Source organism: Streptomyces sp. NPDC058008, assembly GCF_042886395.1.
Lineage (GTDB): Bacteria > Actinomycetota > Actinomycetes > Streptomycetales > Streptomycetaceae > Streptomyces.
Genome location: NZ_JBHVQX010000009.1, coordinates 160,630 through 173,509 on the forward strand (window position 1 = coordinate 160,630; position 12,880 = coordinate 173,509).

General features: G+C 71.1%; 10 protein-coding genes. 5 read left to right on the plus strand and 5 right to left on the minus strand.

The genetic code is table 11. The features are described from left to right. Positions 1-17: 17 nt before the first annotated feature. Positions 18-3,554, minus strand: coding sequence for a DNA polymerase III subunit alpha (gene dnaE, locus ACFVS9_RS11815; protein ID WP_389931623.1), 3,537 nt, complete (start codon positions 3,552-3,554; stop codon positions 18-20). Between the two features lie 418 nt (positions 3,555-3,972). Here dnaE and ACFVS9_RS11820 point away from each other — a divergent pair, with 418 nt between their 5' ends. From ACFVS9_RS11820 to ACFVS9_RS11835, 4 genes are all read left to right on the plus strand, one after another. After that, a complete protein-coding gene (locus ACFVS9_RS11820) occupies positions 3,973-4,407 on the plus strand; it encodes a hypothetical protein (protein ID WP_389931625.1) in 435 nt (144 codons plus the stop codon). A gap of 168 nt (positions 4,408-4,575) precedes the next feature. Next, on the plus strand, positions 4,576-5,295 hold the full coding sequence (locus ACFVS9_RS11825) for a hypothetical protein (RefSeq protein WP_389931627.1): 720 nt from the start codon (positions 4,576-4,578) through the stop codon (positions 5,293-5,295). Between the two features lie 51 nt (positions 5,296-5,346). After that, complete coding sequence (locus ACFVS9_RS11830; protein WP_383118615.1) at positions 5,347-6,162, plus strand: DsbA family protein; 816 nt, start codon at positions 5,347-5,349, stop codon at positions 6,160-6,162. A gap of 124 nt (positions 6,163-6,286) precedes the next feature. Next, the gene (locus ACFVS9_RS11835) at positions 6,287-7,936 is read left to right on the plus strand and encodes an alkaline phosphatase D family protein (protein ID WP_389931629.1); all 1,650 of its coding nucleotides are present in this window, start codon (positions 6,287-6,289) and stop codon (positions 7,934-7,936) included. A 45-nt stretch (positions 7,937-7,981) separates the two neighbouring features. Here the strand turns inward: ACFVS9_RS11835 and ACFVS9_RS11840 are convergent, their stop codons facing one another. Next, on the minus strand, positions 7,982-8,560 hold the full coding sequence (locus ACFVS9_RS11840) for a dienelactone hydrolase family protein (protein WP_389931631.1): 579 nt from the start codon (positions 8,558-8,560) through the stop codon (positions 7,982-7,984). Between the two features lie 37 nt (positions 8,561-8,597). Between ACFVS9_RS11840 and ACFVS9_RS11845 the strand changes: the two genes are divergently transcribed. Beyond that, a complete protein-coding gene (locus ACFVS9_RS11845; protein ID WP_383118612.1) occupies positions 8,598-9,740 on the plus strand; it encodes a mechanosensitive ion channel family protein in 1,143 nt (380 codons plus the stop codon). 25 nt (positions 9,741-9,765) lie between these two features. On the opposite strand, the gene ACFVS9_RS11850 is transcribed toward ACFVS9_RS11845, so the two are convergent. The 3 genes from ACFVS9_RS11850 to ACFVS9_RS11860 form a co-directional block, all read right to left on the minus strand. Further along, on the minus strand, positions 9,766-11,352 hold the full coding sequence (locus ACFVS9_RS11850) for a Na+/H+ antiporter (RefSeq protein ID WP_383118611.1): 1,587 nt from the start codon (positions 11,350-11,352) through the stop codon (positions 9,766-9,768). 113 nt (positions 11,353-11,465) lie between these two features. Next, positions 11,466-11,942 carry a GNAT family N-acetyltransferase gene (locus ACFVS9_RS11855; protein WP_389931633.1) on the minus strand — a complete coding sequence of 159 codons (477 nt, stop codon included), beginning with the start codon at positions 11,940-11,942 and terminating at the stop codon, positions 11,466-11,468. Further along, positions 11,939-12,880, minus strand: coding sequence for an RluA family pseudouridine synthase (locus tag ACFVS9_RS11860; RefSeq protein ID WP_383118609.1), 942 nt, complete (start codon positions 12,878-12,880; stop codon positions 11,939-11,941). The genes ACFVS9_RS11855 and ACFVS9_RS11860 overlap by 4 nt, the downstream gene beginning before the upstream one ends.

Sequence of the window (12,880 nt, forward strand, 5' to 3'; positions counted from 1 at the left end):
CGGTGCGGGCAGGGCCGTCAGCCGGCCAGGCAGGACGGGCCGAGCAGCACCTTCAGGTCGCCGAAGAGGGCGGGGTCGGGCTTGACGCGGTGCCGGTCGAGCCGCAGCACGGTGGTCTTGCGGGGGCCCTGGAGCCGGATGCGCACCTCGGTGTCGCCGCGGTGGTTGCTGAGGACCTCGCCGAGCCGGCTGACCATGGGCGGTGTGACCCGGACCGTGGGGATGGTCAGGACGACGGGTGCGTTGGTCCCGGCGTTGGAGATGTCGGGGACCTGCATCTCCATGGCGACCAGGCGCGGCACGTCCTCGCGCTTGTCGAGGCGTCCCTTGACGAAGACGACGGTGTCCTCGACGAGCTGGGTGGAGACCAGCTGGTAGGTCGCGGGGAAGAACATGCACTCGATGGAGCCCGCGAGGTCCTCCACGGTCGCGATGGCCCAGGCGTTGCCCTGCTTGGTCATCTTGCGCTGGAGGCCGGAGATGATGCCGCCCACGGTGACGATCGCGCCGTCGGCGTGCTCACCGCCGGTGAGCTGGGAGATCGCCGCGTCCGACTTGTCGGACAGGACGTGCTCCAGGCCGAAGAGCGGGTGGTCGGAGACGTAGAGGCCGAGCATCTCGCGCTCCTGGGCGAGCAGGTAGGACTTCTCCCACTCGATGTCGGAGAACTCCACGTCCAGGCCGAAGCCCGGCTCGTCGCTGTCCGTCTCGCCGCCGCCGAAGAGGTCGAACTGCCCCTCGGCCTCCTTGCGCTTGACCTGCACCACGTTGTCGATCATCGGCTCGTGGTGGGCGACCAGCCCCTTGCGGGTGTGCCCCATCTCGTCGAAGGCACCCGCCTTGATCAGCGATTCGACGGTGCGCTTGTTGCAGACGACCGCCTCGACCTTGTCGAGGAAGTCGGGGAACGTGGAGTACTTCCCCTTCGCCTTGCGGCACCTGATGATCGAGTCGACGACGTTCTGTCCGACGTTGCGGACGGCGGTCAGCCCGAAGAGGATCACGTCGTCGCCCTGGGCGGCGAAGTTCGGCTCGGACTCGTTGACGTTCGGCGGGAGCACCTTGATGCCCATGCGCCGGCACTCGTTGAGGTAGACCGCGGACTTGTCCTTGTCGTCCTTGACGGAGGTCAGCAGGGCGGCCATGTACTCGGCGGGGTAGTTCGCCTTGAGGTAGGCGGTCCAGTAGGTGACCAGGCCGTACGCCGAGGAGTGCGCCTTGTTGAAGGCGTAGCCGGCGAAGGGGACCAGGACGTCCCAGAGCGCCTGGATCGCCGCGTCGGAGAAGCCGTTCTTCTTGGCGCCCGCCTGGAAGAGGACGAAGTTCTTCGCGAGCTCCTCGGGCTTCTTCTTGCCCATCACGCGGCGCAGGATGTCGGCCTCGCCGAGCGAGTACCCGGCGATGATCTGGGCGGCCTTCTGGACCTGCTCCTGGTAGACGATGAGGCCGTAGGTCAGGCCGAGGGTCTCCTTGAGCGGCTCCTCCAGCTCCGGGTGGATCGGGGTGATCTCCTGGCGGCCGTTCTTGCGCTCGGCGTAGTTCGTGTGCGAGTTCATTCCCATCGGGCCCGGCCGGTAGAGGGCCGAGACGGCGGAGATGTCCTCGAAGTTGTCGGGCTGCATCTGGCGCAGCAGGGAGCGCATGGGGCCGCCGTCGAACTGGAACACGCCGAGCGTGTCACCGCGGCAGAGCAGCTCGTACGTCTTGGGGTCGTCCAGCGGCAGGGAGAGCATCTCCAGGTCGACGCCCTTGTTGGCCTTCACCATCTTGATGGCGTCGTCCATGATCGTCAGGTTGCGCAGGCCGAGGAAGTCCATCTTCAGCAGGCCGAGCGACTCGCACTGGGGGTAGTCCCACTGCGTGATGGTGACGCCGTCGGTGTGCCGCACCCAGACCGGGGCGTGGTCGACGATGGGCTCGCTGGACATGATGACGCCGGCGGCGTGCACGCCCATCTGCCGGACCAGGCCCTCGACGCCCTTCGCGGTGTCGATGACCTTCTGGACGTCCGGCTCGTTCTCGTACATCCCCCGGATCTCGCCCGCCTCGCTGTAGCGGGGGTGCTTGGGGTCGGTGATGCCGCTGAGGTCGATGCCCTTGCCGAGGACGTCGGCGGGCATGGCCTTGGTGAGGCGGTCGCCCATGGCGTACGGGTAGCCCAGGACGCGCGCGGAGTCCTTGATCGCGTTCTTGGCCTTGATCTTGCCGTAGGTGCCGATCATGGCGACCTTGTCGGCGCCGTACTTCTCGGTGACGTACCGGATCACCTCGACGCGCCTGCGCTCGTCGAAGTCGATGTCGACGTCGGGCATGGACACGCGCTCGGGGTTGAGGAAGCGCTCGAAGATCAGCCCGTGGGTGATCGGGTCGAGGTCGGTGATGCCCATGGCGTACGCGACGATCGAGCCGGCGGCGGACCCACGGCCGGGACCCACCGCGATGCCGTTGTTCTTGGCCCACATGATGAAGTCGGCGACGACGAGGAAGTACCCCGGGAACCCCATCTGGATGATGATGTCCATCTCGTACTCGGCCTGCTTCTGCCGGTCATCGGGGACGCCCGCCGGGTAGCGGCGGCCCATGCCGACCCGGACCTCCTCCTGGAACCAGGTGATCTCGGTGAAGCCCTCCGGGATCTCGAACTTCGGCATCAGGTCGCGCTTCTCGAACATGCCGGTGGTGTCGATCTGCTGCGCGACCAGGAGGGTGTTGGCGCACCCCTCCTGCCAGGCGTCGGAGGAGTCGACGGCGTACATCTCGTCCGTCGTCTTGAGGTAGTAGCCCGTGCCGTCGAAGCGGAAGCGGTCGGGGTCGGAGAGGTTCTTGCCGGTCTGGATGCACAGCAGGGCGTCGTGCGCGGTCGCCTCGTTGGCGTACGTGTAGTGCGAGTCGTTCGTCACCAGCGGCGGGATGTCCAGCTTCCGGCCGATCTCCAGGAGCCCGTCGCGGACCCGGCGTTCGATCTCGATGCCGTGGTCCATCAGCTCCAGGAAGTACCGGCCCTCACCGAAGATGTCCTTGTAGTCGGAGGCCGCCCGCACCGCCTCGTCGAACTGTCCGAGCCGCAGCCGGGTCTGCACCTCGCCCGAGGGGCACCCGGTGGAGGCGATGAGGCCCTCGGACCACTGGGAGATGGTCTCCTTGTCCATGCGCGGCCACTTCTGCAGCCACCCCTCGGCGTACGCGTCCGAGGAGAGCTTGAAGAGGTTGTGCAGCCCGGTGCTGTTCGCCGCCCAGATCGTCTTGTGGGTGTAACCGCCGGAACCCGAGACGTCGTCCCGCTTCTGGTGCGGCTGCCCCCACTGGATCTTCCGCTTGTGCTTGCGCGACTCGGGGGCGACGTACGCCTCGATCCCGATGATCGGCGTGACACCGGCCTTCTGGGCCGAGTGGAAGAAGTCGTAGGCGCCGTGGAGGTTGCCGTGGTCGGTCATCGCGATGTGCGACATGCCCATCGTGTTCGCCGCCTCGAACATGTCCTTGAGCCGCGCGGCACCGTCCAGGAGCGAGTACTGGGTGTGGACGTGCAGGTGCGTGAAGGGCGGCTTGCTCACGGCGCTGTGCCTCCGGGAGAACGGGCGGGAACGGGTGGGGGGACAGCGTGGAAGTCTACGTCCTGGCAGTGACGGACGGCGGGCACTCCCGGTGTCGGGGAGGCGCGGGAGGGGCGGCGGCCCCGGTCCCCCGCGGCCGGTCGGGGCAAGGGCGCGCAGGGCTGCCGACCGCATGGATCCGGCCAGCTGTTGATCGATTTCGCGCCCACTTGGGTGGCCGTCCACCCGGGCCCGTCGCCGTGTCGCCCATGCCCTCCGACCCCTGCGGGCCCGGGGCCCGCAGGGGGGACGGGCCGTCGGCGGGCGGCGCGCCGCACCCTCCGGCGGCGTCCGGGGCACGCCCGGCAAAACGGTTGGCAGCGCCGCCGGTCCCTTGTACGTTCCGGTGCTGATCACGCATCCGAACGAAGGGACGACCATGAGTCGCCGCGCCACCCTGACCGTCGCCGCATGTATCGCCGCCGGAGCCTCGCTCCTCGCCGTACCGGCCCACGCGGCCGAGAGCACCACGACCACCACGGCGCAGGCGTCGTCGGACGTCTCGGTCACCGCCAGCGACCGGGTCAAGTGCACCAGCCTGAGCAACGGGCAGCTCTGCATCTCGCTGAACACCAGCCCGTCGCGCATCGAGATCATCTACACGAAGAAGGCCGGCACCGCGACGATCAAGGCGAACCTCGGCTACCGCTCCTCCAGCACGACCTACGGTCCGCTGAAGACCATCTCCGGCGGCGAGCGCGCCGTCTCCACCTGGAACATGAGCTACCCGTGCGGGAAGAACTACGTCGGGCTGATCAAGGTGCAGGGACAGGGGACCTTCGAGACGCCTGCGGCGGTGCCGCCCTGCGGCTGATCCCCGGCCCTGACGGCGGCCCGCGCCCCACGCCGGGCGCGGGCCGCCGCATACGGGTCCGCACGGAGGCCACGGGGAAGCCGCCCGGGCCGCGCGGCCCCCTTCCAGCCGTTCCGCGCGGCCCCCTTTAGGCCGCCTTCACAAGGTCGCGTGGGAGACTCCTCCGTGATGGACGCATCCGGTACGCACCTCAGAGTCGTTCGCGCGGCGGTCTTCACGGCCCTCGTCGTGACGCTCTCCGTCACGTCCCACGTGCTGCTGTCCCGGGCGCCCCTGCCCCTGACCGTCGTCGGGCTGACGTCGGTCGCCGTCTTCGCCGTGGCCTACGGGCTGGCGGGCCGGGAGCGCGGCTTCGGGGCCATCGCCGGACTGCTCGTCCCGCTCGAACTGGCCGCCGACACCGTCTTCACCAGCGGCCAGAACCTCTGCTACGGCGCGGCGGGCGGCCCGATCACGGGCTCGCTGCGCGCGGTCGGGGTGGACGTGCTGTGCGGCAACGGCGGCATCGGCCCCGCCACGGCGACCACGGGCGACGCCGGCGCCGCCCTCGGGCAGGTGTCCGGCTCGGGCCACGCGGCCGCCGCCCTGCTGGCCTCCCCGGGCCCCGCCGTCCCCTGGCTGCTGCTCGCCGCCCACGTGGCGGTGGGGCTGCTGGCCGCCGCCTGGCTGCGGCACGGCGAGTCGGCCCTGGCGGGCCTGCTGCGCGCGGCCGCCGCCACCGCCTTCCGGCCGCTGCTGGTGGCCGTCGCCGCGGCGGGGGCCGCGGCCCGCCCCGTACGGCCGGGCGTCCGCCCCGCCGGACGGCCGGGCCCGCTCCTCACGGCCCGCCTCCTCGTGCACTCCGTGGGACGGAGGGGACCACCGCGCTCGGCGCACGCCTTCGCCTGAGTACGCGGTACACCCCGGGAACCGATCCCCACGCACCCACGGAGAACACCCATGAGCAAGCGCAACAGCCAGGCCAGCAAGTCCGCCGCACGGGAGCGGCTGCGCGTCGAGCGCGAGCGCCAGGCCAAGAAGGACAAGGCCCGCAAGCAGATCGTCGTCGGCGTCTCGGTGCTCGCCGTCCTGGCCGTCGCGGGCGGCGTCAGCTACGGCGTGATGCAGCTGAACAAGCCCTCCGCCTGGGAGGCCGCCGCCGACGCCAAGAACGTGAGCGCCCCGAAGAACACCTCGGGTGACGACGGTACGACCGTGGTCATCGGCAAGGACAGCGCCAAGAAGACCCTGGAGCTGTACGAGGACTCCCGCTGCCCGGTCTGCGCCTCGTTCGAGCAGGCGGTCGGCGACACCGTCGCCAAGGACGTCGAGGCCGGCAAGTACAAGATCAAGTACATCGGCGCCACCTTCATCGACAACGCGGCCAACGGGGAGGGTTCCAAGAACGCCCTCAGCGCCCTGGGCGCCGCGCTCGACGTGAGCCCCGAGGCGTTCCTCGACTACAAGTCGGCGCTGTACTCCGCGAAGTACCACCCCGAGGAGACGCAGGACAAGTTCGCGAAGGACGACTACCTCCTGGAGGTGGCCGGTTCGGTCGACGCGCTGAAGGGCAACAAGGCGTTCGAGAAGGCCGTCAAGGACGGCACGTACGACGCCTGGGCCATGAAGATGTCCAAGACGTTCGACAAGAGCGGGGTGAAGGGCACCCCCACGCTCATGATGGACGGCAAGAAGATCACCGCCGAGGGCAGCGACAACGCCCCCATGACGGAGGCCGACTTCAACACGGCGATCACCGCCGCGCTGAAGGGCTGACCGCGCGGTCCGCGGCCCGGTGCGGGCCGCGGACGGCGGCCGCGGGTGTCGAACGGCCGACGGGCGGGCGAACTTCCTCCGTTCGCCCGCCCGTTCGCCGTACCCGCCAGTAGCGTGATGGTCCGTGACCAGACGACAGCTCTCCGCACCCACCCGCCGCACGGTCGTCAAGGCGGCCGCCGCCACGGCCGTCGCCGCCCCCGTGCTCGCCGCAGCCACCGGTGCCCGCGCCGCAGGCGGACCGGCCTTCCTCCACGGCGTCGCCTCCGGCGACCCGCTGCCCGACGGCGTCCTCCTGTGGACCCGCGTCACCCCCTCACCGGACGCCGTGCCCGGTTCGGGTGCCGGAGCCGACACGGCCGTGTCCTGGGAGATCGCCGAGGACAAGGCCTTCACCCGGATCGCCGGCCACGGCACGACGGTCGCCCGGGCCGCCTCGGACCACACCGTCAAGGCGGACGTGCGCGGACTGCGCCCCGCCACGACGTACTGGTTCCGTTTCTCGGCGGGCGACGGGCAGCAGGTCCTCTCCCCCGCGGGCCGCACCCGCACGGCGCCCGCCGCCGGCGCGGCGACGTCCGGGATACGTTTCGGCGTGGTCTCCTGCGCCAACTGGGAGGCCGGCTGGTTCTCCCCCTACCGGCACCTCGCGGCCCGCGCCGACCTGGACGCCGTGCTGCATCTGGGCGACTACATCTACGAGTACGCCTCGGGCGACTATCCGGCCCAGGACACGGTCGTACGCCCCCACGCACCGCTGCACGAGATCGTCACCCTGGCCGACTACCGCACGCGGCACGGGAACTACCGGACGGACACCGACCTCCAGGCGCTGCACGCCGCCCACCCGGTGATCGCGATCTGGGACGACCACGAGTTCGCCAACGACGCGTGGTCGGGCGGGGCCGAGAACCACACCCCCGGGACGGAGGGCTCCTGGGCGGCCCGGGTGGCGGCGGCCAAGCAGGCGTACTTCGAGTGGATGCCGGTCCGCGCCTCCACCGAGGGCACCGTCTACCGGCGGCTGCGCTTCGGGAACCTGGCCGACCTGTACCTGCTGGACCTGCGCAGCTTCCGTTCCCGGCAGGCGGACATCGGCGACGGCGCGGTCGACGACCCGGAGCGCTCGATCACCGGGCGCGCCCAACTGGACTGGCTGAAGGCGGGACTGGCCGGTTCGGACGCCGTCTGGAAGCTGGTCGGCACCTCCGTGATGATCTCGCCGGTCGCCTTCGGCTCCCTCCCGGCGCATCTGCTGGGCCCGCTGGCCGGACTGCTGGGCCTGCCGTCGGAAGGGCTCGCCGTCAACGTCGACCAGTGGGACGGCTACACGGACGACCGCGGGGAGCTGATCGCGCACCTGCGGGACCGGGGGGTGACCGACACGGTCTTCCTGACGGGCGACATCCACATGGCGTGGGCCAACGACGTGCCGGTGAGGGCCGCGACCTACCCGCTGTCGCCCTCGGCGGCCACCGAGTTCGTGGTGACCTCGGTGACGTCCGACAACCTGGACGACATCCTGAGGGTCGCCCCCCGGACGGTCTCGGTGGTCGCCGCCGCGGCGGTCGGGGCGGCCAACCGGCACGTGAAGTGGGTCGACATGGACTCGCACGGCTACGGCGTCCTCGACGTGACCGCCGAGCGCTCGCAGATGGACTACTACGCGGTCTCCGACAAGACCCGCAAGGACGCGACGTCCTCCTGGGTCCGCTCGTACCGCACCCGCAGCGGTACCCAGAAGGTCGAACGGGCCGACGCCCCGGTGCGCTGACCGGTCGGCGGGGGCCGCGCGCCGGCGCGCGGCCCCGTGCGCCCCTCAGAGCGTGGCGAGGAAGCCGAGGGCGACCTTCCAGGTCAGGTCCGCGGCGGCCTTGTCGAAGTCCGGCAGTTCGGGGTCGGTGAAGAGGTGGCCGGCGCCCGGGTAGCGGTAGACCTCGACGTCCGCGCCGGTCCGCTGCATCTGGAGGTACCAGCTGGTCAGCCAGTCGTGGGACTCGAACGGATCGGGGTCGGCCACGTGCAGCTGCACCGGCAGTTCGTCCACCGAGGCGTTCTCGGCGATGTCCGAGGTGCCGTGGAGCAGCAGCAGCCCGCGGGCCTTGGCGTCGCCGAGCGCGAGGGTCTGCGCGACCGACGCCCCGAAGGAGAATCCCGCGTAGACGAGGCCCTGGTCGGAGTAGGGCGCGGCCGCCAGGACGGCGCGCTTGAGCAGCTCGTCCTTGCCCACCCGCTCCTTGAAGTCCATTCCCTCCTCGACGGTGTCGAAGGTGTGCCCCTCGAAGAGATCGGGCACGCGCACCTCGTGCCCGGCCGCACGCAGCCGGTCGGCGGCCGCGTGCACGGCCGGCCGCAGACCGTAGGTCGAGTGGAAAAGCATGATGTTCATGAGGCCCATGGTGCCAGTTGTGCCCCGACGCTTGGAGGACGAGGGAATGGAGAACATACTGCCGCCGCTACTGGTGGTGGGCGGATCACTGCTGATCACGCTGGCGGTGGGCTGGCTCGTGGACGTACTGCTGCGCCGCGCCGACAGCCGTCACCACGAGACTCCGCTGTGGGGCCTGCTCCGGCTCTGCCGGCCTCCCCTCCAGGTGGTGCTCGGCACCGGGCTCCTGAGGGCCAGCTTCGACCAGCTCGAACACGACATCGTGCGGGACCACCGGGACGGGATCGGCCAGGTCCTGACCCTGGTGCTGATCGCCGCGTCGGCCTGGCTGGTGATCCGGGTCGCCGCGACCGTGGTGCAGTCCTCGTACGCCCGTTACGCGACGTCCACCCGCGATCCCGCACGCGTGCGCCGGGTCAGGACCCAGGTCACGCTGATCCAGCGCGTGGTCACGGCCGTGGTGGCGACGGTCGCGATCGCCGCCATGCTGCTCACCTTCCCGGCGATGCGCACCGTCGGAACCTCGATGCTGGCCTCGGCCGGTGTGATCGGCATCGTCGCCGGTGTCGCCGCCCAGTCGACGCTCGGCAACCTCTTCGCCGGGTTCCAGATCGCCTTCGGCGACATGGTCCGGATCGGCGACACCGTGGTGGTGGACGGGGAATGGGGCACGGTCGAGGAGATCACCCTGACCTTCCTCGCCGTACGGACCTGGGACGAGCGGCGGATCACCATGCCCGTGTCCTACTTCACCAGCAGGCCGTTCGAGAACTGGTCGCGCGGCGGGGCCCAGATGACGGGCACGGTCTTCCTCCAGCTCGACCACTCGGCGCCGGTCGCGGCGATGCGTGACCGCCTCCGGGACATCCTGGGCGAGTGCGCCGCGTGGGACGGCCGCGACTGGTCGCTGGCGGTCACGAACACCACACCGACGACGATCGAGGTGCGTGCGGTGGTGACCGCGAAGGACGCGGACGACATCTGGACGGTGCGCTGCGCCGTGCGGGAACAGATGATCGGCTGGCTCCGGGACCACCATCCCTACGCGCTGCCCCGGGTCGTCACGTCGCCCGCGGCGCTGCCGCCGGGGGACCACTGGCGGGAGCTGACGGGTGCGGACGGCGGCCGGTCCCCCTTCGACGGCCGTGTGCCGACCCCGGACAAGTCCCCGCGCACCGGGCGCGGCTGAGTCGCCTCCGGCGGGGCGGGCGGCGTCAGCGCAGGCTCCGTACGTCCAGGTAGCGCAGCACCCGGTCCACGACCTCGGGGTCCGATCCCGGCTCGCTGCGGGCGGCGAGCACCGCGTGGCGGGCGGCCGACATCATCTCGCGCTGGATCCGGCCGATCTCCTTGAACCGCTCGGCGCGCTGCGCGTACGCCTCGCGCCGTTCCTCGTCGACCATGTCCGGGCTGATCCGCGCCCCGATGTCGTACGCCGCGCGCTGGAGCCGTTCCAGGACCTCCTCGGGAAGCTCCTCGGTGTCCTGGACCTCCCGGAGCCGGATCTTCGCCGCCTTGGCGGCACGGATGGCGAGGTCGCGCTCCAGTGCCTGCTCGGCGTCGGTGTCGGCCCGGACCCCGAGCTTGCGCACCAGCCACGGCAGGGTCAGCCCCTGGAGGACGAGGGTGGCCATGATCACGGCGAAGGCGATGAAGACGATCTCGTCCCGGCCGGGGAAGGGCCTGCCGTCGTCCGTCTCCAGCGGGATCGCCAGCGCCAGGGCGACGGAGGCCACGCCGCGCATTCCGGCCCACCACATGATGACGGTCTCGCGCCAGCTGGTGGGGATCTCCTCGCTGTAGTCGCGGCGGGTGTGCAGCCGCTTGGCGAGCCAGGTGGCGGGCAGCAGCCACAGGAGGCGTACGCCGACGACGACCGCGACCACGGCGAGCCCCCAGCCCACGAGGCGCAGTTCGCGTCCGTCGGCGGTGCCGAAGACGTTGTGGAGTTCGAGACCGATCAGACCGAAGGCGACACCGGTCACCAGGGTGTCGACGATCTCCCAGAAGGACCGGCCCGTGAGCCGCCCGAGGACGTCGTCGGCGTCGGCGGTGTGCTCGGCGAGGAAGAGCGCCGTGGTGAGGACGGCGAGCACGCCCGAGCCCATCAGCTCCTCGGCGAGCACGTAGCTGACGAACGGGACGAGCAGGGTCAGGCCCACCTGGAGGGTGGTGTCGCCCAGGAGACCCATCAGTTTGATGGTGAGCCAGCCGAGCACCAGGCCGACCACCACGGCGACCACCGCGGAGAGGACGAGCAGTCCGAACGCCGCGGGCAGCGAGAAGGTGCCGCTGACGGCGGCGGCGATGGCGACGTGGTAGAGGACGATGGCCGTGACGTCGTTGAACAGTCCCTCGCCCTCCAGGATCGAGACCAGCCGGCGCGGCAGTCCGACGGAGCCGGCCACGGCCGTCGCCGCGACCGGGTCGGGCGGAGCGACGAGGGCGCCGAGGGCGACGGCCGCGGCGATGGGCAGGCCGGGCACTATCGCGTTGGCGACGGTGGCCACGGCTGCCGTGGTCACGAAGACGAGGGCGACGGCCAGCAGGAAGATCGGCCGCTTGTTGGCCGCGAACTGCCGCCAGGAGGTGCGCTGCACGGAGGCGTAGAGCAGGGGCGGCAGCAGGGCGGGGAGGATGAACTCCGGTGGGATGTTCACGTCGGGCACGAAGCTGGCGAAGGCCATGACGATCCCGGCGAGGGTCATCAGGATCGGTGCCGGGAGGCGCAGGCGCTCCCCCAGTGGCACCGTGACCACCGCTCCGAGCAGGAGCAGGAGCAGGAGTGCCATCTGGTCCACGTTGTGCCTTCCGCAGCGCGCCGGGCTCTCGGGGCCCGTTGATCAGCCGGTCAGGGATCCCAGCGTGCCACGCGGGACCGGCGGCCCCGTGGCACCCCCCGTGCCGGCCGCGCTCAGAGCACGCGGCGCATGGACCGGTGCGGAATCCCGGCGTCCGGGAACTCGGGGCCGTACGCGGTGTAGCCGAGCCGCTCGTAGAAGCCGAGCGCGTGCGTCTGGGCGTGCAGGTCCACGGCGGCCAGGCCCCGTGCGCGGGCCTCGTCCTCCAGGGCGCGGACCAGCGCGGCGCCGACGCCCAGGCCGCGGGCCTCGCGGGTCACCGCGAGGCGGCCGAGCGATCCGACGGACTCGTCGCCGCCGGTCCTGCCCGCCGCGTCCTCACCGTGCAGGAGCCGTCCCGTGCCGAGCGCGGAACCGTCCCCGGCCACGGCGACGACGTGCACCGCGGTGGCGTCGAGGGCGTCGTACTCGATCTCCTCGGGCACCCGCTGCTCTCCGACGAAGACCTCCTTGCGGACCTGGAAGCACGCCGCGAGGTCGGTCTCGTCCAGGGCCCTGCGTGTGGTGTACGGGACGGGCGCCGGGCTCATTCGCTCTCCGCCACGATCGTGTCGAGGGCCCTGCGGAGGTCGTCCGGGTAGCCGCTCTCGAACTCGACCCAGCTGCCGTCGGCCGGGTGCTCGAAACCGAGCCGGACCGCGTGCAGCCACTGCCGGGTCAGGCCGAGGCGCTTGGCGAGCGTGGGGTCCGCGCCGTAGGTCAGGTCGCCGACGCAGGGGTGGCGGTGCGCGGACATGTGCACGCGGATCTGGTGGGTGCGCCCGGTCTCCAGCTTGATGTCGAGCAGGCTGGCCGCGCGGTAGGCCTCGATGAGGTCGTAGTGGGTCACGGAGGGCTTGCCCTCGGCGGTGACGGCCCACTTGTAGTCGTGCTGCGGGTGTCGGCCGATGGGGGCGTCGATCGTGCCGCTCATCGGGTCCGGGTGGCCCTGCACCAGCGCGTGGTACTTCTTCTCGACGACCCGGTCGCGGAACTGCGCCTTGAGCAGGGTGTAGGCCCGCTCGGACTTGGCGACGACCATGAGGCCGGAGGTGCCGACGTCCAGCCGGTGCACGATGCCCTGGCGCTCGGCGGCGCCCGAGGTCGAGATGCGGTAGCCGGCGGCGGCGAGACCGCCGATGACGGTGGTGCCGGTCCAGCCGGGGCTGGGGTGGGCGGCGACGCCCACCGGCTTCATGATGACGACGATGTCGTCGTCGTCGTGGACGATCTCCATGCCCTCGACGGGCTCGGCGACGATCTGGACCGGGGCGGGAGCCTGCGGCATCTCCACCTCGAGCCACGCCCCGCCGTGCACCCGCTCGGACTTCCCGGCCACCGCGCCGTCCACCTGCACCTTCCCGGACGCGGCCAGCTCGGCGGCCTTGGTGCGGGAGAAACCGAACATCCGGGAGATGGCGGCGTCGACACGCTCGCCCTCCAGGCCGTCGGGTACGGGCAGGGTGCGGACCTCGGGATACGTACTCAC